This is a genomic window from Rhodoferax sp. SPJ4, from assembly GCF_058216275.1.
Genome location: NZ_JBYZMN010000001.1, coordinates 562,687 through 583,246 on the forward strand (window position 1 = coordinate 562,687; position 20,560 = coordinate 583,246).

General features: G+C 64.7%; 20 protein-coding genes. 11 read left to right on the plus strand and 9 right to left on the minus strand.

What is annotated here, in order from left to right; translation table 11 throughout:
* The first annotated feature begins 208 nt into the window (after window positions 1–208).
* The 5 genes from pqqA (at window position 209) to pqqE (ending at window position 3,479) form a co-directional block, all read left to right on the plus strand.
* Window positions 209–283 carry a pyrroloquinoline quinone precursor peptide PqqA gene (pqqA, locus tag AC4BAR_RS02800; RefSeq protein WP_490627177.1) on the plus strand — a complete coding sequence of 25 codons (75 nt, stop codon included), beginning with the start codon at window positions 209–211 and terminating at the stop codon, window positions 281–283.
* A 103-nt stretch (window positions 284–386) separates the two neighbouring features.
* On the plus strand, window positions 387–1,301 hold the full coding sequence (pqqB, locus tag AC4BAR_RS02805; RefSeq protein ID WP_490626290.1) for a pyrroloquinoline quinone biosynthesis protein PqqB: 915 nt from the start codon (window positions 387–389) through the stop codon (window positions 1,299–1,301).
* A gap of 65 nt (window positions 1,302–1,366) precedes the next feature.
* Window positions 1,367–2,086 (plus strand): pyrroloquinoline-quinone synthase PqqC, encoded by a 720-nt coding sequence (gene pqqC, locus AC4BAR_RS02810; protein WP_490626291.1) that lies wholly within the window; start codon window positions 1,367–1,369, stop codon window positions 2,084–2,086.
* Window positions 2,087–2,094: 8 nt separating this feature from the next.
* Window positions 2,095–2,361 carry a pyrroloquinoline quinone biosynthesis peptide chaperone PqqD gene (gene pqqD / locus AC4BAR_RS02815; protein ID WP_490626292.1) on the plus strand — a complete coding sequence of 89 codons (267 nt, stop codon included), beginning with the start codon at window positions 2,095–2,097 and terminating at the stop codon, window positions 2,359–2,361.
* Window positions 2,358–3,479, plus strand: coding sequence for a pyrroloquinoline quinone biosynthesis protein PqqE (gene pqqE / locus AC4BAR_RS02820; protein WP_490626293.1), 1,122 nt, complete (start codon window positions 2,358–2,360; stop codon window positions 3,477–3,479). Before pqqD ends, pqqE begins: the two co-directional genes overlap by 4 nt.
* Here pqqE and AC4BAR_RS02825 read toward each other — a convergent pair.
* Window positions 3,418–4,848, minus strand: a complete 1,431-nt coding sequence (locus tag AC4BAR_RS02825) for a HAMP domain-containing sensor histidine kinase (protein WP_490626294.1) — start codon at window positions 4,846–4,848, stop codon at window positions 3,418–3,420. The genes pqqE and AC4BAR_RS02825 overlap by 62 nt on opposite strands.
* A 377-nt stretch (window positions 4,849–5,225) precedes the next feature.
* Between AC4BAR_RS02825 and AC4BAR_RS02830 the strand changes: the two genes are divergently transcribed.
* A complete protein-coding gene (locus AC4BAR_RS02830) occupies window positions 5,226–6,413 on the plus strand; it encodes a porin (RefSeq protein ID WP_490626295.1) in 1,188 nt (395 codons plus the stop codon).
* Between the two features lie 197 nt (window positions 6,414–6,610).
* Here the strand turns inward: AC4BAR_RS02830 and AC4BAR_RS02835 are convergent, their stop codons facing one another.
* The 3 genes from AC4BAR_RS02835 to pedF all read right to left on the minus strand — a co-directional run bounded on the left by AC4BAR_RS02835 (window position 6,611) and on the right by pedF (window position 10,181).
* Window positions 6,611–8,752 carry a TonB-dependent receptor family protein gene (locus AC4BAR_RS02835; protein WP_490626296.1) on the minus strand — a complete coding sequence of 714 codons (2,142 nt, stop codon included), beginning with the start codon at window positions 8,750–8,752 and terminating at the stop codon, window positions 6,611–6,613.
* Window positions 8,753–8,774: 22 nt separating this feature from the next.
* Entirely contained in the window at window positions 8,775–9,629 is an 855-nt protein-coding gene (locus tag AC4BAR_RS02840) for a substrate-binding periplasmic protein (protein WP_490626297.1), read from the minus strand.
* Between the two features lie 72 nt (window positions 9,630–9,701).
* Window positions 9,702–10,181 carry a cytochrome c-550 PedF gene (gene pedF, locus AC4BAR_RS02845; RefSeq protein WP_490626298.1) on the minus strand — a complete coding sequence of 160 codons (480 nt, stop codon included), beginning with the start codon at window positions 10,179–10,181 and terminating at the stop codon, window positions 9,702–9,704.
* Between the two features lie 333 nt (window positions 10,182–10,514).
* Here pedF and AC4BAR_RS02850 point away from each other — a divergent pair, with 333 nt between their 5' ends.
* Window positions 10,515–12,548, plus strand: coding sequence for a sigma-54-dependent Fis family transcriptional regulator (locus AC4BAR_RS02850; RefSeq protein ID WP_490626299.1), 2,034 nt, complete (start codon window positions 10,515–10,517; stop codon window positions 12,546–12,548).
* 6 nt (window positions 12,549–12,554) lie between these two features.
* Here the strand turns inward: AC4BAR_RS02850 and AC4BAR_RS02855 are convergent, their stop codons facing one another.
* The gene (locus tag AC4BAR_RS02855; RefSeq protein ID WP_490626300.1) at window positions 12,555–13,457 is read right to left on the minus strand and encodes an MBL fold metallo-hydrolase; all 903 of its coding nucleotides are present in this window, start codon (window positions 13,455–13,457) and stop codon (window positions 12,555–12,557) included.
* A gap of 195 nt (window positions 13,458–13,652) precedes the next feature.
* On the opposite strand from AC4BAR_RS02855, the gene AC4BAR_RS02860 reads away from it, so the two are divergent.
* From AC4BAR_RS02860 to AC4BAR_RS02875, 4 genes are read left to right on the plus strand one after another with little or no spacing between them, the layout of a single operon-like run.
* On the plus strand, window positions 13,653–14,450 hold the full coding sequence (locus AC4BAR_RS02860; RefSeq protein WP_490626301.1) for a hypothetical protein: 798 nt from the start codon (window positions 13,653–13,655) through the stop codon (window positions 14,448–14,450).
* A 9-nt stretch (window positions 14,451–14,459) separates the two neighbouring features.
* On the plus strand, window positions 14,460–15,071 hold the full coding sequence (locus tag AC4BAR_RS02865; RefSeq protein ID WP_490626302.1) for a hypothetical protein: 612 nt from the start codon (window positions 14,460–14,462) through the stop codon (window positions 15,069–15,071).
* On the plus strand, window positions 15,068–15,580 hold the full coding sequence (locus AC4BAR_RS02870) for a hypothetical protein (RefSeq protein WP_490626303.1): 513 nt from the start codon (window positions 15,068–15,070) through the stop codon (window positions 15,578–15,580). Before AC4BAR_RS02865 ends, AC4BAR_RS02870 begins: the two co-directional genes overlap by 4 nt.
* A 2-nt stretch (window positions 15,581–15,582) precedes the next feature.
* On the plus strand, window positions 15,583–16,284 hold the full coding sequence (locus AC4BAR_RS02875; protein ID WP_490626304.1) for a hypothetical protein: 702 nt from the start codon (window positions 15,583–15,585) through the stop codon (window positions 16,282–16,284).
* A 17-nt stretch (window positions 16,285–16,301) separates the two neighbouring features.
* Here AC4BAR_RS02875 and AC4BAR_RS02880 read toward each other — a convergent pair whose 3' ends face one another.
* From AC4BAR_RS02880 to AC4BAR_RS02895, 4 genes are all read right to left on the minus strand, one after another.
* The gene (locus AC4BAR_RS02880) at window positions 16,302–16,643 is read right to left on the minus strand and encodes a c-type cytochrome (RefSeq protein ID WP_490626305.1); all 342 of its coding nucleotides are present in this window, start codon (window positions 16,641–16,643) and stop codon (window positions 16,302–16,304) included.
* A gap of 96 nt (window positions 16,644–16,739) precedes the next feature.
* Window positions 16,740–18,467: a PQQ-dependent methanol/ethanol family dehydrogenase gene (locus AC4BAR_RS02885; protein WP_490626306.1), complete on the minus strand. Its 1,728-nt coding sequence runs from the start codon at window positions 18,465–18,467 to the stop codon at window positions 16,740–16,742.
* A 233-nt stretch (window positions 18,468–18,700) separates the two neighbouring features.
* Complete coding sequence (locus tag AC4BAR_RS02890; protein ID WP_490626307.1) at window positions 18,701–19,657, minus strand: quinoprotein relay system zinc metallohydrolase 1; 957 nt, start codon at window positions 19,655–19,657, stop codon at window positions 18,701–18,703.
* Window positions 19,654–20,388, minus strand: a complete 735-nt coding sequence (locus AC4BAR_RS02895; protein WP_490626308.1) for a quinoprotein dehydrogenase-associated SoxYZ-like carrier — start codon at window positions 20,386–20,388, stop codon at window positions 19,654–19,656. Before AC4BAR_RS02895 ends, AC4BAR_RS02890 begins: the two co-directional genes overlap by 4 nt.
* Window positions 20,389–20,560: the final 172 nt, after the last annotated feature.

The window sequence follows — 20,560 nt, forward strand, 5'->3', positions numbered from 1 at the left end:
AGGCCGAATGCTAGCAGCGGGTGGGGCCCGGCCCGGCGTGCGGGGTGCTTGGCCGGCAGACGGTGCGGCGATTCATGAAATTCATGAGGGTGGATCGCGGCCCCAGACGACGGAAGGGCACACCGCCTCCCCTATGCTCGGTACAAACGTGCACAAGCCGTTTTCGGTGGGCCTGGGCCCACTGTTCGCAACCACAAGGAGATAAAGCATGATCTGGGAAACACCCAAAGCCAGCGACTTCCGTTTCGGCTTCGAAATCACGATGTACGTTGCCGCCCGCTGATTGCGGACGGTGAACGACAAGGCCCGCGCGAGCGGGCCTTGTCGCTTGCAGACCCTGTGCCGGCGAGTTGCCGGCTGAACCCGGGCCCCAGGCCCTCCCATTCATGCACATTCGAATCCTGGGCTCCGCCGCTGGCGGCGGTTTCCCGCAATGGAACTGCAACTGCCGCAACTGCGCCGGCCTGCGCGCGGGCACCCTGCAAGCCTTGGCCCGCACCCAATCGTCCATCTGTGTGTCCAGCAACGGCCAGGACTGGGCGCTGCTGAACGCCTCGCCCGACATCCTGGCGCAGATCCGCGCCACCCCTGAACTGCAGCCCAACCGCGCCGCGCGCGACACCGGCATTGCCGGCGTGGTGCTGATGGACGGCCAGGTCGACCATTCCACCGGCCTGTACATGCTGCGCGAACGTGGTCAGCCACTGCCGCTGTGGTGTGCCGACCCAGTGTTTGAAGACCTGACCCAGGGCAACCCCATCCTGAAGGTGCTGGGCCATTACTGCGGGGTCGACCGCCGCACCCTGCCGCTGGACGGCTCGGCGTTCTCGGTCGACGGGGTGGACGGTGTGGTGTTTTCCGCCGTGCCGCTGGCCAGCAAGGCCGCGCCCTATTCGCCGCACCGCGAGCAATCGGTGGACGGTGACAACATCGGCCTGACCATCGGCCGCCCCGGCGGCAAGCGCTTGTTTTACGCGCCCGGCCTGGGCGCCCGCGAGCCGCACATCGACGCGCTGATGCGCGAAGCCGACTGCGTGATGGTGGACGGCACCTTCTGGACCGACACCGAGATGATCGATGCCGGCTTCAGCCGAAAAACCGCCCGTAGCATCGGCCATTTGCCGCAGTCGGGCCCGGGCGGCATGATCGAGTGGCTGGACTCGCTGCCCGCCACCACGCGAAAAATTCTGATTCACATCAACAACACCAACCCCATTCTGGACGAGGCCTCGCCCGAGCGGCGGGTGCTGCAAGACCATGGCATCGAGGTGGCGTTCGATGGCATGGCCATCGAGCTCTGAGCCTGCGTTTTCGTCCGTCCCAGGAGACCATCATCGCCCTTTTTGATGCATCGCTCGCGCCCCGTGTGAGCCCTTCCAGCGAGCCGGCCTGGAGCCGCGAGGAATTCGAAGCCCAGCTGCGCAGCAAGGGCCGGGCCTACCACATCCATCACCCGCTGAACCGGCTGCTCAACAGCGGCCAGGCCACGCCGGAGCAGATCCGCGGCTGGGTGGCTAACCGCTTTTATTACCAGATCGCCATTCCGGTGAAGGACGGCGCGGTGCTGTCCAACTGCCCCGATGCGGGAGTGCGGCGCGGCTGGGTGCAACGCATCCTGGACCATGATGGCTTTGACATCGGCGACATCCACGACGCCGGTGGCATCGAGGCCTGGATACAGCTGGGCATGGCCACCGGCCTGACGCGCGAGGAAATCACCGACCTGCGCCATGTGGTGCCGGCGATGCGTTTCGCGGTGGACGCCTACGTCAACTTTGCCCGGCGCGCGCCCTGGCAAGAGGCCGTGTGCTCGTCGCTGACCGAGATGTTCGCGCCGGAAATCCACAAGCAGCGGCTGGCCAACTGGCCCGAGCATTACCCCTGGATCGACAGTGCTGGCCTGCAGTATTTCCGCCAGCGGGTCAGTCAGGCGCGGCGCGACGTGGAGCAGGGCCTGGCCATCACGCTGGACCATTTCAACACCCGGGCGCTGCAGGAGCGGGCGCTGGACATTTTGCAGTTCAAGCTCGACGTGCTGTGGGCCATGAGCGACGCCATGGCCAACCGCTACGGGGTGGCGCTGTGACGGTGCCGGTGACGACCAGCACCCTTCTGAGGGTGACGCCGGGCTTCCGGCTGCAGTGGGAAGCGGCGCAGACTTCCTGGGTGCTGCTGTACCCCGAGGGCATGGTCAAGCTGAACCAGAGCGCCGGCGAAATCCTGGCCCGGGTGGACGGCCAGCGCACGGTGGCCGCCATCGTGACCGAGCTGGAAACCGCCTTCAACGCCAGTGGCCTGGAAGGCGATGTGCTGGCCTTTGCAGAGATCGCCTTGAAGCAGAAATGGGTGGAGGTCACATGAGCGAAACCCTGGGTCCCCCGCTGTGGCTGCTGGCCGAAGTCACCTACCGCTGCCCGCTGCACTGCGCCTTTTGCTACAACCCGGTGAACTTCGCCACCCAGGAGACCGAGCTGTCCACCGACGACTGGCTGCGGGTGCTGCGCGAAGCGCGGGCGCTGGGCGCGGTGCAATGCGGTTTTTCGGGCGGCGAGCCGCTGGTGCGCGACGACCTGGAAATCCTGGTCGCCGAGGCCCGCAAGCTGGGCTACTACACCAACCTGCTGACCTCGGGTGTGGGCCTCACACCGGCCCGGGCCCAGGCACTGCGCGACGCCGGTCTGGACCACGTGCAGCTGTCCTTCCAGGACTCGACGAAGGAGATGAACGATTTCCTGTCGCACACCAAGACCTTCGACCTGAAGCAGCGGGTGGCCGGGCTGATCAAGGCCCAGGGCTGGCCCATGGTGATGAACGTGGTCATGCACCGCATGAACATCGACCACATCGCCACCATCATCGACATGGCGGCCGAGCTGGGCGCCGAGTACCTGGAGCTGGCCAACACGCAGTACTATTCCTGGGCCCTGGAGAACCGCGACCAGCTGTTGCCCACCCGCGCGCAGCTGCGCCATGCCGAAGAAGTGGTGACGCAGAAGCGGGCCCAGTACGGCGACGCCTTGCGCATGTTCTTTGTGGCGCCCGACTACCACGACGGCGTGCCCAAGAAATGCGTCAACGGCTGGGGCAACATGTTTTTGACGGTCACGCCCGATGGCACGGCCGTGCCCTGCCACACCGCCCGCATGCTGCCGGGCTTGGACTTCCCCAATGTGCGCGAGATGGACATGCGCAGCATCTGGCAGGACTCCGAGGGCTTCAACCGCTACCGTGGCACCGGCTGGATGAAAGAGCCTTGCACGAGCTGTGAGCACAAGGAGCGTGACCTCGGCGGCTGCCGTTGCCAGGCCTTTGCCCTGGCCAACGACCCGGCAGTGGCCGACCCGGTCTGCCCCAAGAGCCCGCACCATGGCCTTGTGCAGGCGGCGGTGGAAAAAGCCGAGCAGCCGGTGGTGGTGGTCAAGCCGCTGGTGTTTCGCGACCCGGCCAATTCGCGCCGCTTGAGCCAGCCGGCAGGCTAGCACCGTCGGTCCCCATGGGCGCCAGCGGGATGCTGGCGCTCAGCACCGTGCCCTGCGCGGACGCCAACACGTCGAAGCTGCCGCCCAGCGACCAGACCCGCTCCCGCATGCCCACCAGGCCGTTGCCTTCGGCGTAGGCCGAGGGCATGTTGGCGATGCCCTGGCCATCGTCACGGATCTGCCAGACCAGGCTGTCCGCCTCCCGGGTGATGCGGACGTCGATCTGCGTGGCCTGGGCGTGTTTGGCGATGTTGGTCAGGCCCTCTTGTGTCATGCGGTAAAGCGCCAACAGAATGGCCTCGTCCACCGGTGGCTCGCCCAGGTGCAGCGCCAGCGTGAAGCGCCTGGCCTGGCCGGGCCGGCTGCGCCAGCTCTCCACCAGCACATGCAGCAGGCGGTTGAACCCCTCCACATCCAGGCGCTGGCCCAGCCCGGCGGGGCGCAGCCGGCCCAGCAGCTCACGCACCTCCTGCTGGATGCTGGCGGTGGCGTCGGTGATGTCGGCCAGCGCGCCTTGGCCTTCCGGGTCCAGTGTCGAGGTTTTCTGCAGGTAGCCGGCGTTCATCCGGATGATGGTGAGCTTCTGGCCCAGCTCGTCGTGCAGTTCACGGGCGAAGTGGGCGCGTTCGTCTTCCTGCAGGCTCAGCGCCCGGATGCTCAGCGATTTGCGTGAGGCCTCCAGTTCGGCCAGTGAATCGGCCAGCCGGTTGATGGCCCGGCCCACGGCGTCGATCTCATGGATGGGCGAGGGTGCCAGCCGTGCGGCCTCGTTGCTGTGCCCCAGCTGGTCCAGTGTGGCCAGCATGTCGGCCACCGGCCGCATCGCTCGCCGCAAGGTCAGCGCGGTGCCCAGGGCCAGCGCGGCCGACAGCGACACCAGCATCAGCAGCACACCGACCAGGTCTTGCGCCGCCTCCTCTTGCTCGCTCACCAGGTTGGGCCTGAGCGTCACCTGCCAGGCCTGGCCGTCCAGCCGGGTCAGTGTCCACGACAGCGGTGGGTCTTCGTGCCGCGCGCGCGCCCCCAGCCCGGCCAGCCATCCGCCGATGCGGCGGGTGGTGTCGCCGGTGTAGCGCGGGGCGGACCTGGCCAGCAGCTGACCCTGGGCATCGCGCAGTTCAAACTGCACATGGCGCAGGTCCGGCGACTGGGCCAGTTGCTGAACCCGGGCCAGTGCCTCGGGCACCTGCGCGGGCGAGGCGGTCTGCAAGTCGTTCAGCCCGGCGGTGAGCTGCTGGATCTGCCGTGCGCCCAGGCTCTCGACCCGGATGTTGCGCATGGCCTGGGCAATCGCCACCACGGCAAACAACACCACGCAGAGGGTGGTGACGCCCACGATGCGGCTGACCAGGTGCTTGGTGAGGTTCATCCGGCCACCGTCAAGCAAGGCCCCGGCCAGCCAGCGCCGCCAGGGGATTCGGGTTTGTCAGGACAGGGTATGACCTGAGGGCTGTGGGGTGCGTCAATTTGGAGCACATGAGAGGGCGGGTGTAACACCGGGTAACACCACGGGTTTGGGCGATTTTTTCACGAACGGTTCACGATTTGGTGGGGGGCCAGGCGCCGGTCCGGAACGCTCCGTTTCGACACTGGTTTGTGTGGAATTGGCGCAGTTTATGCCGTCACCCAGGGGGTAACAGGGCTTGAAAGCGCAGGCATGGGACTTGCGGTAAGGGGTGCGCCGGAAAGAGCCGGCGGAGTTGGTATTGCAAATAAGCAAGTAAATCACTGATAAACGGAGACCCCATGGAAATCAAACACATCGCAGCAGTTGCCCTGGCAGCAGCAACCTTTCCCGCCGCCCACGCTGTGGACATCAAGGCCGGTGACTGGACTGTGTCGGTTGGCGGCAACATCAATGCGTTCTACACCGCGACCGAGTGCAAACAGCCCGTTGGCACCGTCGGTGGCCTGGCCCTCGGCGACGCCGCCCTGGCCTGCGGTGGCAAGAGCAAAAGCACCGTCATCGGCAACGGCCTGCTGCCCTCGCAACTGAACGTTGGCGCCCGTGGCACGCAAGGCGAGTACGACCTGGCCGCCGTGTTCGGCATCAGCGCCGCCACCGCCACCAACAGCGCGATCGCCCAGAACAACGTGGTCGACATTCGTCAGGCTTACATGACCTTTGGCAACAAGACCATGGGTACCGTCAAGCTGGGCCGTGACTACGGCACCTTCGGCTTCCTGCCCATCGTCAGCGACATGACCCTGCTGGGCGTCGGCGCTGCCACCAACGCCACCCAGAACGGTCGCGTGTCCCTGGGCCACATCGGCGCTGGCTACACCTACGTTGGCAATTATGGCCAGATCGTTTACTCCACGCCCGACCTCGGTGGCGTTGGCGTGGACGTCGGTGTGTTCAGCCCGGTGGACGTGAGCCTGGGTGGCAATCAGACCGCCAAGAACAGCCCGCAATTCCAGGCTCGTGCCACCTTCGGTGGTCAAGGCTTCAAGGGCTGGATTGCAACCAAGAGCCAGAAATTTGACACCGGCACGGTCGTGCTGACCCCTGGCTTTGGCGCTACGCCTGCCGTCACTGCCACGACGCCTGGTTTCACCATGAATGCTGTTGAAGTTGGTGGTTCTGCCAGCTTCGGTGGTTTCGGCGTGGTGGCCAACTACCAACAAGGCAAGGGCATCGGTATCCTGTCTGACGGCGACCAAGGCGGCGTCAAGGGCAAGAACTACATCGTTCAAGGCACCTACCAGGTTTCCGAGCGCGTCAAGCTGGGTCTGGGCAACGGCCGCAGCCGCAATGACACCGACACCGGCACCGGCTTCCGTTCCAACGAAAACACCACCGCTGGCGTGTACTTCAACCTGACCAAGGGCCTGACCCTGGTGGCTGAAGCCGGCCAGACCAAGTCCAAGGCCTTCAACGGCGCTGCTGCCAAGCAAAACAGCCTGGCACTCGGCGGTATCTTCTTCTTCTGATCTCGCTGCGTAGTTAGTATCTTCAAGGGTTGACACGGCCGGTCACTGGGAAACCAGTGGTCGGCCGTTTTTTTGGGTCTGCGATCTGGCAAACCCAGAGCGATGGGGCATGAAAAAAGCAGCCACGAGGGCTGCTTTGGGGGTGGGCTTGAAGAGAGGCCCGCACGGCGGGACGGGCCCGCCATCTGCCGAAAGACTCAGAAGGTGTAGGTGGCCTGAATGCCAGCCAACCAGGTCCGCAAGGGGGCCGATTCAAAGTAGCGCGCGTTGCCTTCGTTGACGATCACCGAGCCGGCGTACTGGCGGTTGAACAGGTTGTCGACGCGCACAAACTCCCGCACGGTCCAGGGGCCGGCCTGCTGTTTCAGCATCAGGCGCAGGGCGGCGGTGGTGTAGCCCGAAGCGCTGTCCGAATTCCGGTCGTCCACAAAGATGCGGCTGGTCCTGCGCAACTCCAGCGCGCTCTCGAATCCCCAGGCCGGCAGGCGCCAGCGCAGCTCGCCGTAAAAATTGGTTTGCGGGATGCCGGGAATGCGGTTGCCGGCCGGGATGTTGACCGTGGGCGTGGCGCAGGGCGAGGCGGTGCAGGTCTTGAAGCCATCGGCATAGGTCGCGTCCAGCTGGGTGGCTGCGAGGTAGAGGCTGAGCTGCTTGCTCAGTTCGCCGTTGGCACTGAGCTCGAAGCCACGCCGCTCGGTGCGGCCCGCATTCTGGAAGGTGGTGCGGCCCCCGGTGTTGGTTTGCACCACGATTTCATTGGCCGTGTGGGCCTGGAAGTAGGCCGCCTGCCATTGCCAGCGGGCCAGCTTGGCCTTGACGCCAATTTCAGCCTGCTGGCTGGTGGCGGCCGACAAGCCCAGGTTCAGGCCGGCGCCCCCGGTGGGCCGGTAGGCCAGCTCGTTGAGGGTGGGCGTCTCGAAGCCCCGGCCCACGGTGCCGTAAAGGTTCACGCTGTCGCTGGCGTGGTAGGTCAGGCCAACGACGGGGTTGGTGGCTTCGAACCGCGTGTTGCCACTGTCGTTGCCGTTGCTGAGAAATTGGTCGTCGGTCTTGAAGGTGACGCGGGAATGGCGGACACCGGCCAGCGCCGTCCATTGGTCGGCGAACAGCCATTCGCCCTGGGCGTACTGGTCGACACTGCGCACGGTGTTGTTTTCATCGCGGCGCAGCGGTCCCTGCACGCCCAAGGTCGAACCGATGAAGTTTTGAAAACCTTTGCGGCGCTCGTCCAGGGTTTCGTACGACAGGCCGATGGTGGCGTTGGCCGGCCGGCCCAGCAGCTGCCCTTGCAGCGACCAGCGCGCGTCCAGGCCGCCGTAATCGCGTGCCAGGTCAATCACCCCACCGGGATTGCTGGCGGGGGCCTGTGTGGCCACCGGAATGGCCTGGAATTGGCTGGTGGACCGGGAGCCGGCATAGGCGGTGAGCTGCACCGATTGGTCGGCGGACAGGCGCTGCTCCAGCGTGCCGCCGAGCTGGGTCTGACGGACCGATTTGCGGGTGTTGAACTGCAGGGCGGCCGGCGAGGCCTGTGAGGGCGAGGCCTCGTACTGGGCGCGGGTCAGGCCCAGCGGGTCCTGGGTGTCGGGCATGTCCAGGCTGTTCAGCACGAGGGTCATGCGCGTGTCTTCCGACGGGTCGTAGCGCAGCTTGCCGTTGAACGAGGTGCGCTCCGCCGCGCTGTGGTCGCGGTAGCCGTCGGTTTCGAAGCGGCTGGTGCTGAGCACGTAGCGGGCCTGGCCCTCTTGCCCGGAGACCTTGGTGCCGATGCGCTGCAAGCCGTCGCTGCCCACAAACAGCGCGCCTTCAATCACGGTCTGCGGACCACCGTCCTCGGTGAACACACTGATCACGCCACCGGACGAGTTGCCGTACAGCGCCGAAAACGGCCCACGCAGCACCTCGATGCGGCTGGCCGATGCGAGGTCGAAATGCGAGACCTGACCCTGGCCGTCCGGCTGGGTGGCCGGGATGCCGTCCGAGTACAGCCGCAGACCGCGGACACCGAAGCTGGACCTTGCCCCGAAGCCGCGCGATGAGATCTGCAGGTCCTGGGCGTAGTTCTGCCGGTTCTGGGCCACGATGCCAGGCACCCGGCTCAGCGATTCCGACAGATTGACCAGGGCACGGGCGGCCCGGATGTCGGTGGCGTCGACGGCGTCCACCGAGGCCGGCAAATCGAACGCGGCCTGCGCTCGCCGGGTCACGCTGACCACGACCGGTGCCAGTGACGGCTCCGCGTCCTGGGCCAGTGCGGGGGCCTGTGAGGCGGCTGCCAGGGCCAGCAAGGCCCAGCGCGGCCGGCTGGGCGGGCCGCGGAAAACAGTGCTGCGGGACATCGGTGTTTGGGGGCCGGGAGAATTACAGCTTGCCCAGGCTGATGCCGGACTGCTCGAAGATCTTCTTCAGATCGCCTTTGGTGTTGATCGAGGCCAGCGCGGCCTCGATGGCCTTGGCCAGATCGGTTTCATCGGCCTTGACGGCCATGCCCACCGTCCAGCCGTTGGGCGGCAGGCCGTTCAGTTGCAAGGTGGTCAGGGGGTAATCGGCCGCCGTCTTCTGTGCCAGGTGAAGTTCGGCTTCGATCTGGGCCTTGGTGGCCAGCACCGAGGCCACTTTGCCGGCAAACAGCGCGGCCATGGCCTCAGTGGGGGAATTGAGGATGCTGACCTTGTCGCGCAGCTGGCCCTGCAGGGCGCCCAGGACCGCGCTGGCGGCGGCCGTGCCGCGCTCGACGCCGATCTGCACGCCCTTGAGGTCTTCGAGCTTCTCGAGCTCAGGGAGTTGCTTTTTGTCGTGCACGAACACCAGGGTTTCGCGGTAGTAGGGCGCGAAAATCAGCGACTGTTTGTTGCCGATGATGAAGTTGCGGTCCACCGGTACATGCAGCATCACATGGGCCGGGCCATAACCAAGGTAGTGACCGCGCCACACCATGTTGCGCAGGTCGTCGGCCATGTTCTCGCCCGCATCAAAAGGCAGCAGGGACAGCTTGAGGCCCATCTCGGTGGCCAGGGCCTGGGCCAGCGCCACTTCAACACCCTTCATGGCGTTGTCGCTGCCGTAGGAGAACGGTGCGAAATCCTTGTAAACGGCGACCTTGAGCACGCCGCCTGCACGAACCTTGTCCAGGTCGGCCTGGGCCCACAACGGGAAACCGCCTGCTGCGGCAAGGGAGAGGGCTTGGGCAAAGCTGCGCCGACTGATACCTGTCATGACTGGACCTTTGGAAACGGGGAACGAACAACGCCTGACAACGCGGGGCGCAACGGCCCCGCGTTCACATGATCACTTCTCGCGACGGGTTTCGAGGTAGGTCTTGATGGCCCAGATCGCTTCTTGCGACAGCGTGCCCTCGAAAGGGGGCATGTAGACGCGGCCGTCACGGGTACGGCCACGGCGCACGGTGGTCATGTAGTAGTCGTCGATTTCCTTGAAGCAGGCCGACTTCTTGGCGGCATCGGCCAGGCCGGTGCAATCGGCGTCGATTTTGCGCAGGTCGGGGGCAATGCCGCCGGAGATGGCTTCCAGGCCATGGCAGCGCGCGCAGTTCTGGTTGTAAGCCGAGGTGCCGATACGCAGGGCTTCCTTGGTGGCCGGACCCGTGCTGTAGGGGTTGGAGCCCAGCCACTTGTCGCCCAGCTGGGGCAGGGTCTTGGTGTCGACGGCCTGAGGTGTGACGTCACCGTGCGCGAAAACCGCTGCTGGCAGCGCCAGGAACAAGGCGCTGGCGAGTGCGGAAACTGGCCGACGTGCCCAAACTTTCATCATGATCTTCCTCTGTGTGAAATATTGCCGTATGTATGCAAACCGGATGGCGCAAACCCTTGTCTGGAAGCAAATCCCGTACCGTATGATTCGCGTCGATTTGGGCCTCCATGGCCCACCAACTGCTGCGAATCTGAACGTTGTGCTTTTCTTACGCTGCAAATTTGAGCGGTTGTTTCATGCCAGCCCGAATTGTAGAATCGAGTCGGTTTTCCAAAGCAACACATCTATCTGCTTTCACCGGCAACACGGCCAAAGTGTTGCAGATGTTGGCAAGACGGAGGAGACATGTACGAGCTGAGAACATCGGGACACGCGGACCCGGTGGGATTGATGGATCCCGCCCTGATCGCCAGTTCCCACCAGCGGTGCACAGGCTTCGGTCTGCGGGCCTCTGACATCCCGGACTTTGGAAAAATCTCCAAGCCTGAGCTGGCCGAGCGCCTGGAAATCAACCGGGCCCTGTACTCCCACGCCCTGCCGGTGATGGAGTCGCTCTACGAGCAGATTTCCAACACCCACAACATGGTCATCCTGACCGACCTCGACGGCATGATTCTGCATGCCTTGGGTGACGACGATTTCCTGGAGAAGGCCGACCGCGTGGCCCTGTCGCCAGGGGTGTCCTGGGCCGAGCAGCACAAGGGCACGAACGCCGTGGGCACGGCGCTGCATGAGCGTCGGCCCATCGTGGTCAACGGGCCTGAGCATTACCTGCGGGCCAACCATTTCCTGACCTGCTCTTGCGCCCCCATCCTGGACCCGCACGGCCAGGTGATTGGCGCGCTGGACGTCAGCGGCGACCATCGGGGCTTTCATCGTCACACTTTGGCATTGGTCAACATGTCGGCACAGATGATCGGAAACCAGCTTTTTGCTGAAGCCTTTCCTGAAGGTGTGCGCATCCACTTCCACTCGCGTGCGGAGTTCATCGGCACCATCGTCGAAGGCATCGTGGCGTTCACCACCACCGGCCGTTTGCTGTCGGCCAACCGCAGCGCGCAGTTCCAGCTGGGCATGTCGATCAAGGCCTTGCAGGCCCATACCTTCTCGTCGTTGTTCGGTCTGCCCATGTCCAGTTTGCTGGAGCATTACCGCTCGGCCAATCCGGGCTTGCTCAGCCTGACATTGGCCAGCGGCGCCACGCTGCGGGCCCGCGCGGAATTCCGCACCCCGTCATTCATGTTCGCCTCGATGGGCTGGGCCGGCACGGCGGGTGCCGCCACGGCGTCCGATGCCAGCCACGGGGCCAGCATGCCTTTTGCCGCGGCACAGCCAATGCCGCCGGAACCGATGGAAGAGGCGCGGTCACGCAGTGGCCCGCAGGTGGCCACGCTGAAGTGTTTGAACACCGGCGACCGGCAGGTGGCCCTGGCCGTGCAGATGGTGTCCAAAGTCAGGGGCAAGGACATCCCCATCCTGATTCTGGGCGAGACCGGCACCGGCAAGGAGTTGCTGGCCAAGGCCATCCACAACGATTCGCAACGCAGCCACGGCAACTTTGTGGCGGTGAACTGTGCCTCGATTCCCGAAAACCTGATCGAGTCCGAGCTCTTCGGTTACCAGGAAGGCGCTTTCACCGGCGCCCGCAAGAAGGGCGGCGTGGGCAAGATCGCTCAGGCCAATGGCGGTACCTTGTTCCTGGACGAGATCGGTGACATGCCCTTGTCGCTGCAGGCGCGCTTGCTGCGCGTTTTGCAAGACCGGCTGGTGACGCCACTGGGCAGTTCCAAAGCCATCCCGGTGGACATCGCGGTGGTCTGTGCGACCAACCGCAATCTGCGTGAAATGATCACCCGCGGCGAGTTCCGCGACGATTTGTATTACCGGCTCAGCGGGCTGGTGGTGCGTTTGCCGGCCCTGCGCCTGCGGTCCGATTTGCCGGTGTTGCTGCACAAGATCCTGGGGGCCGAGTCTTTGTCGGCCGGGGTGGTGTACACCTTGGACGCCGAGGTACAGGCCTTGATGCACCAGTACGCCTGGCCGGGCAACATCCGCCAGCTCGCCAATGTGCTGCGCACAGCCTGTGTGATGGCCGACGACGACGGTGTGATCCGGCTCGAGCATTTGCCCGAGGAGCTGTTGGAGGAGATGCAGCTGCCGGCCTTGTCGGTGGAACCGGTCTGGTCGGCCTCGGCCATGATGCCGGCGGCGGCCGTGTCGGTCGTGCCGCCCATCGTCGTGGCGGACAAGCCCGCCATGCCTACCGACATGAAGCTGGAAGACCTGCAGATTGCCGCCATGGCGGCCGCGCTGGAGCAGCACAACGGCAACCTGTCTTCCGCCGCACGCGCGCTGGGTGTGTCCAGAAACACGCTGTACCGCAAGCTGGAACACCTGCAGCCCAGCCGCAAGCGCCGGACCTGATCCGGCTCATTCGGGCGGTTCGGCCCGCCACCACCGCTCTTCGATCTCGCGCCAGGCCCGCTGCACGTTCAACGGATGGCGGCGCTGGGCGTCGGCCCACAGCGCCGGCGGTGGCAAGGCGGTGTCGCTGGGGTTGTCGCCGCGGCGAACCCGGGCCGCAATCTCCTGCTCCAGCCCGCTCAGGTAATGCAGCGTGGCCTCCACCGTGTCGGCCATGGTTCCCAGGCCGGCGCCGATGAAGTGCCGTGCCGGCCATTGCTGCAACGCACGCAGGGCCTCCATCCAACCGTAGAGCGAGGCTTCCCGCAGGTCAGGCAGCTGCTGGCGGCAGGCCAGGCCCCCGCCGAGAACGGTGGAGGACTCGGCGTCGAACAGCGCGGTGTCGCCAGGGCTGTGCGCCTGCTCAAACACCCGGATGTCCAGCCGGAGGCCATGCAACACCACCGCGTCCCCGGCGGCCAGGGTCTGAGTGGGCAGCACGATGCGTGTGCCTTGCATGGCGGCACTGCCCAGCAGGCTTGTCAGACGGGCCAGGCAGGCTTTGCAGCGCTGTGCCATCAAGCGCCGGGTGGTGGCGCTCGCATGGATGGGCAGGCCGGCGAAGGCCGCGTTGCCCAGCACGTACTCGGGCGCGGCATGGGTGTTGATGACCCCCACCACCGGCAGGCCGAGTTCGCGCTGCACCGCCTGGCGCACCGCCTGGCCGGCGCGGACATGGGGCCCAGGGTCAACGACGACGGCGCCCTGCGGCCCCACCAGGATGCCGGTGTGGACCACCAGGCCATGGCCAGACGGACGGGGTGGGGTGGTGAGGCTGGCCATGGCGTAGGCCCGCGCGCCGATTTTCCGCAAGCGGCGGCTGGCCGCCTGGGCCGCCTGGGCCGACGGCGCCTGGGTGACGGTTCGCATGGCCAAAAGGGCCAGCAAATGTCGCCGGTTCATGCGGGGTAACCCGAGGGTGTTCACGATGTGCAATGTTTTGCTGGTGCTGGCACCAAACCTGCTGGTAGTCTACTGTGATGCTCTCATCCACCCACGACAAATCTGCCAGAGCAAGCCTGGCGCCATCGTCGCGCTTGCGGCCCACTGAGACCCGTTAACGGCATGCTTTTGCGATCCCCATCGACGCCCGGATTTCTGCAGCCACGCAGCCCGGGCAATTCCCCCCCCCGCCGTTCTCTGACCCTGCTGTCGCCACCCGAGCAGGTGCTGTTGTTGTGGCTGGCGTTCTTTGGCCTGCTGCTGTTTGCCACCGTCATGCTCTGGCGCCTGGGGGTGTGGCACATGCTGGTGACGGCCGACCCGACCTTCCTCACCATCGTCATCGTGCTGATCTTTTTTGGTTGCACGCTGTGGTGTGGCAAACGCAGCTACCAACTGGCGCGGCAACAGGTCATGCTGGAAGCCATTGCCCGGACCCTGCTGGCCCATCCCCGCGAGTTGCGGACCCGGCTGACCGCCATGGGCCCGGCCAACCGGCGGACCGAATGGGTCCACGCCTATTTCCAGGACCTGCTGGCCAAGGGCGCTGCGGGCTGGCGCAACAACGGCCAGCAAACCGACCTGCTGGCGGAGCGGGCCCACGGCCCGCACGAGACGGTGTGGTGGGTCAATGGCATCCAGCTCAAGCTGGGCTTGCTGGGCAAGGTGATCGGCTTCTCGATTCTGGCGCTGCAGATCGGCTCCATGGAGTCCTTCGATCCAGGCCAGTCGCAGCTGTTTCTGAAGAACCTCACCAACGGCCTGGGCATCGCCCTGTTGACCACCATGACCGGCCTGGCCGCCAACATCCTGCTGGGTCTGCAACTGACCCGACTGGATCGGGTGGCGGACGAGCTGGTGGCCGAAGCCCTGGCCATTGCGGAGAGCGATCTCGGCGCCGTTTTTGACCCCTCGGCCTAGACCCCAGCGATGGCTTTGAAGCGGCGCCAGCGCGAGACGGAGACCGATCCGTTCTACGACATGTTGTTCAACATGCTGATTGCCTTCGTGTTCTGCTTCATCATCGCGATGCTGGCGTTCAACCCGAAGGCCAGAAAGACCGGGGACATTCCCGCCAAGGCCGAGTACATCATCACGGTGACCTGGCCCGACAACAACCCCAACGACATCGACGCCTGGATGCAGGACCCCTCTGACAACCTGCTGTGGTTTCGCCAGCGCGACATCGGCCTGATGCACCTGGACCGCGACGACCGGGGTTCCAGCAACAACAGCGTGATCGTCAACGGGCGCGAGATCAGAAACCCGATCCGCCAGGAGATGGCCACCATGCGCGGCATCGTGCCCGGTGAGTACATCGTCAATGCCCATTACTACGAATCCCGGGACGGCAAACCGGTGGACGTGACCGTCACCGTGGTCAAGGTCAACCCCCGGGCCGACATCGTGTACTACGGCACGGTGCAGATTCCGGCCAAAGGCGAGGAGCGCACCCTGGTGCGCTTCACCCTGGACTCGCAAGGGGAAGTCCGGGACATCAACACCCTCCCCAAAACCATTGTTCAGCGAACAGGACTATGAGCGCCTCCCTTTTGATTTTGACCGCGGTCTACGTGCTGCTGGCCTTTTTGCTGCTGTGCCTCTGCCTGTGGACGCGGTGGTCCGCCTGGCTGAAGATTGCGCTGGTGGGTGTGGTGACGGTGTTCTACTTCATGGCCTTCGACAGCGTGCATGGGGTGTTGGGCTGGCCAGCCGAGGAGGCCTTGCCCAAGCGCTTTGTTTTGCTGGCCCTGGTGGTGGACGAGCCCAACAAGGAAAAGGGCTCCAAGGGCAATTTGTTCATCTGGGTCAATGGCATCGAAGACAACCGGCCGGTGGCAGAACCGCGCAGCTACCGGCTGCCCTACGAGAAAGACCTGCACAGCCTGTTCAACGAGGCGATGAAAAAGAACCGCCAGGGCATCAGCCAGATGGGGACCACCGAGCCGAAATCCGGCCCCAAGGGCTTCTCCTGGCTGCGGCCACCCGGCAACGACAAGCTGACCATCAAAATCAGCGATCTGCCACGCCCCCAGTTGCCGGAGAAGTGATCTTGAGTTCCGCCCGCCTTTTGGCCTGCCTGCCGGCCGCACTGCTGCTCACCGCCTGCAGTGGCACGGCCAGCGACTCCTATTTCCCGCTGAACGTGGGCGCCCACTGGTCGTACGAACTGGTCACCGAGATGAGCAATCCGCCGGTGGACAGCCGCCTGCAGTTGTCGGTGGACCGCCAGGTCAGCCTGGACGGCAAAGACGTCACGGTGCGCCGCAGCGCGTCCGGGGTTGAATACTATTTGCAGCAGGATGCCAGTGGCATTCGGCGGCTGGCGAGCCGGGTCGATCTGGAAGAGCAGCCGCAGATGGACGAAGCCCCCCGCATGGTCTTGCCGCAGTCTCCCGCAGTGGGCATGGAGTGGGATGTGCCCACCTCGCCCTTGCTGTTGACCCGCAACGCCGAGTTTCCGCGGGAGCTGAAGCATCGCCACAAAACCACGATGCGTTACCGCATTGAAGCGCTGGCCGACACGGTGGAGGTTCCAGCAGGGGTGTTCACCAACTGCCTGCGGGTCAAGGGCATGACCAGCTTCAAGCTGTTCAAAGACCCGATTCAGGGTTTCGCCGACCAGCCCATCATCGCCACCGAGTGGTATTGCAAGGGGGTGGGGCTGGTGCAGATTGACCGGGAAGAGCTGGTCAACTCTTCCTTCCTGTCTGGCGGAAAAATACGCTATCGGCTGGTGGACTACGCACTGTAGCCCCCTGCCGGGGCAGTTCACTGGGCGAGGACCCAGCCCACAATCAGCGCAGCGTCGCTGTCTTTCAGTTGCTCATGGGGCGGCATGGGAATGCGGCCCCACACGCCTTTTCCACCTTCCTTGACCTTCTTCACCAGGGTCGCCTTGGCGTCGGCCTGGCCGCGGTATTTCTCGGCGATCTGAACGAAGGAGGGACCAATGATCTTGGTTCCGATGTCGTGGCAGGACATGCAGCCATTCTTGTTGGCCAGGTCCTTGGCGGCGGGATTGTCTTTGGCGTCGGCATGCGCGGCACCGGCCCCGGCAACCAGTGCGAGGGTGGCAAATGCGCTGCAGATCAGGTGGTTTGCAGATGGCATGGTGTGTCAGTGAGAGAGGAATGAAATAGCGCTGGTGAGGCGCCCAAGAAAAAAGGTGAATGCCGTTGCCGGCATTCACCTTTGGCTGTCAGCAAATTACTTGCCGGCGAGCTTGAACACCCAGACGGAACCGCCTTGTTCCAGGTAGTTCACCTTGCTGGCCACGTCGCCGCCCCACAGAGGAACAGCGCCGCCCCAACCAGAGACCACGGCCACGTACTGGACGCCGCCTTCTTCCCACGAGATGGGAGGAGCGACCACGCCGGAGCCGGTCTGGAACTGCCACACCACCTTGCCGGTCTTGGCATCGGCGGCCTTCAGGTAGCCTTCTGGCGTGCCCCAGAACACCAGGTCACCCGCGGTGGTCATCACGCCGCCCCACAGGGGAGCGCCATTCTTGACTTCCCAGGCGATCTTGCCGGTCTTGGGGTCGATGGCACGCAGGGCACCGATGTACTCGTCGTTGATGGTCTTGATAGTGAAGCCAGCGCCCAGGTAGGCAGCGCCCTTCTTGTAGCTGACCGGCTCGTTCCAGATGTCCATGCCCCACTCATTGGAAGGCACGTAGAACATGCCCGTCTTGGGGCTGTAAGCCATCGGCATCTGGTTCTTGCCGCCCAGGAAGGACGGGGCTGCGAACACGGTAGCGCCCTTCTTGCCGTCAGCGCCGGCAGTCGGGTCACCAGGACGGTTTTCCGGCACGTAGTTCGGACGGCCGCTCTTCAGGTCGATGCCGGTGGCCCAGGTCACCTTCTTCACGAAGGGGAAGGCGTTGACCAGCTTGCCGGTCTTGGCGTCGTTGACGTAGAAGAAGCCGTTGCGGTCAGCCTTGCCACCCAGACGTTGACCGTTGGATTCGAAGGTCACGAACTCGTTCACGCCGTCGAAGTCCCAGCCGTCGTTGGGGGTGTTCTGGTAGTGCCAGACGATCTTGCCGGTGGCCACGTCGATGGCGACGGTGGAGCAGGAGTACAGGTTGTCACCCTTGCGCAGGTGGCTGTTCCACGGACCGGGGTTGCCGGTGCCGAAGTAGGCCAGGCCGGTGGAAGCGTCATAGGTGCCGCCCAACCAGGTGGCTGCGCCGCCGGTCTTCCACATTTCGCCAGGCCAGGTGGCGTTGGTGTTGCCCGTGATGCCGTTGTCCTTGCCATTCAGAGTGCCCATGTGGCCTTCCACCGTGGGGCGGCTCCACACCATCTTGCCGGTCTTGGCATCGCGTGCTTCCACACGGCCGACCACGCCGAATTCGCCGCCGGACACGCCGGTCAGCACCAGGCCCTTGGCGATCAGCGGTGCAGCGGTGTTGCTGTAGCCGGCTGCGTAGTCGTCAATCTTTTCCTTCCAAACCACCTTGCCGGTGGTCTGGTCGAGGGCGACCAGCTGGGCGTCCAGCGTGCTGAAGATCACCACGTTGTCGTACAGGGCGGCGCCGCGGTTGACCACGTCACAGCAGGGCATGATGCCTTCGGGCAGGCGGTGCTCGTACTTCCAGAGCTTCTTGCCGGTCTTGGTGTCCAGCGCGTAGATGCGCGAGTAGGACGCCGTGACGAACATCTTGCCGTTGTGCACCAGGGGTTGCGACTCTTGGCCGCGTTGCTTTTCACCACCGAAGGAGAAACTCCAGGCCGGAACCAGGTTCTTGACGGTGCCGGTGTTGACCTGGGTCAGGGGCGAGAAACGCTGGCCCTGGGTGCCGAGGCCGTAGGACAGCACGTCGGTGCCGGTTTTGGCGTCTTGTTCGATCATGGCGTCCGTCACGGCGGCGTTGGCGTTCAACGCAGCCAGTGCGGCCATGACCAAGGTCGAGAGAAGTAGTTTCCGCATGCTTTTTTATCTCCTTTAGTGATGAATAGGCCATTCAACATGGCCCCTGACTCAACTCTGGCGTGTGCGCAGTGATCTTGAGCAGGTGCTAAAGGGCAAATTCCATGCCAGTGGAAACAGCCCTGAAAACCGAAGGAAAATTGCCCCATGGAACGGTGGTTGCGTGAGGACGTTGCCGATCGGTGTACCCCAGGTCATCAACTGTTCCAAATGTGAACGCGCCTTGTGCGAAGTCAGCGAGAAAGCTCACCGTTCATGGCCCGGCGTTCGTAGTCCGGGTAGAGGTGAAACACACTGCGCTGGAACTCGGCTTCCACTGCGGAGAAACCCTTAAATTCGGCCCCAATCGGCAGCTGCAATGCCTCGGCAATGTCCAGCCCGCGCGCGGCCGCCGAGCGCAGTTGTTGGTCCAGCCATTGCAGGTAGCGTCGGGTGTCGGCAAAGCCGTTGCTCCCCTTGTCCACAGGGCCGTGGCTGGGGATGATCACCGGCGCGCGCAGGCCGGCTGTGGTTTGTTCCAGCCGGTCCAGGCTGGCCAGCCATTGCCCGATGTGGGCATGGGGTGTGGTGGGCGCCCGGTGGGCGAAAACCAGGCCGCCCGCGAAGACCACTCCGGTGGTTTGGTCCACCAACACCAGGTCGTCGCCAGTGTGGCCTTGCAGCCGCATCAGTGCAATTGCATGGTCGCCCCAAGCGCGCGATTCCGGTATCAGGGTTTGCGAGGAGGGCGTGGACTCGGTGCCGCGCATCCAGTCACCACACAGTTTGTACAGGTTGTCGGCGTAGGCGTTGCCCTCGGCTTGCATGCCTTTGCGGCTGCCTGGCAGGGCGTAGGTGGGCACGTCGGCCCAGGCCTGGTTGCCGAAGAAATAGTCGGGGTGCAGGTTGAGGTTGAACACCGCCACCACCGGCCGCGCGGTGGTTTGCTGGATCAGCCGGCGCTGCGCCTCGCCGTACAAGCGGGACGGCCCGGTGTTGATGACCAGCGTGCCGGCCGAGGTGGCAATGAAGCCGGTGTTGATGATGTTGCAACCGTTCTGCGGCGAGAAGTCGCCGTTCGCCCCTTCAATGACCCAGGTGTCGGGGGCTACCGCTCGCGCCTTGAGTGCGTAGTCCAGGCCTTGTGCCCACAAGGGAAAACCCAGGCATGCCAGCCAGGCCCCCAGCAGGGCCCTGCGGACCGCCTTCATGGGGTCACCTCGGCCAGGATTTTGTTGCCGTTGTTGTCCACCCCGGTGAGCCGCAGGCCGGCCACTGGCTGGGCCCTGAAGTCGAAGGAGAAGGTGGGGTTCTCCGACACCGGTTCGAACAGGCTCAGGCGCAGCAAGGCCTGTCCGTCGGGCGCTTGCAGGGCCAGGCGCTCGATGTAGAAAGCGGGAATACCGGCCACCAGACCGGTGTCCATGGGGTGCATGATGCGCAGCCGCAGGCGGGCGGCGTGGTTGCTCAGCACATCCTGAAAATAGCGGACCTGCACGTGGTTCAAGGTGCGGCTCCAGGAGCCATCGGACCGGGTGGCGCCGGCCACGGTGCAGCCGCCGCCCGAGGCGTCGACCTGCAGACTGCCCACATGCCACAGGCCTTTCTGGTCCAGCACGGCCACCCGCACCGGGGAGGCTTGTTCCAGCTTGAAGCGGAAGGTGAGGCGGGGCAACACACCGACCGGTTCGAACTCCAGCACCTTGCGGATGGGGTTGCGCTCAACGATCACCACCATCTTGACCACGCTGTGGCCATCGGCCAGCAGGGCCGTGGCGTCGACCGCAATCGGCACGCTCATCGGGTCTTCCGCAAAGCGCGGACCGCTGACCTTGACACGGTCATCAAACACCCAGGGGCTGGCGCCCAGGAACTCTTTTCGCAGCTGGCTCCACTGCACGGATTGCAGGGGGTCTTCCGTGGGGGTCGCTGCGGTCGCCATGCCGCCGGGGGCCAGCAGCCCGAGCAGGGCCAAGCCTGCTGAGGTGATCAGTTCGCGTCGGACGCGTGAGGGTCTCCGCACTGGGGTGTCTCCTTGCCGGCCATGCCGTTTGGGAGTGAATCGTAATTCGAACACGCCAACCTCCCAAAAAACAGCAGGCAAGCCCGCGGCC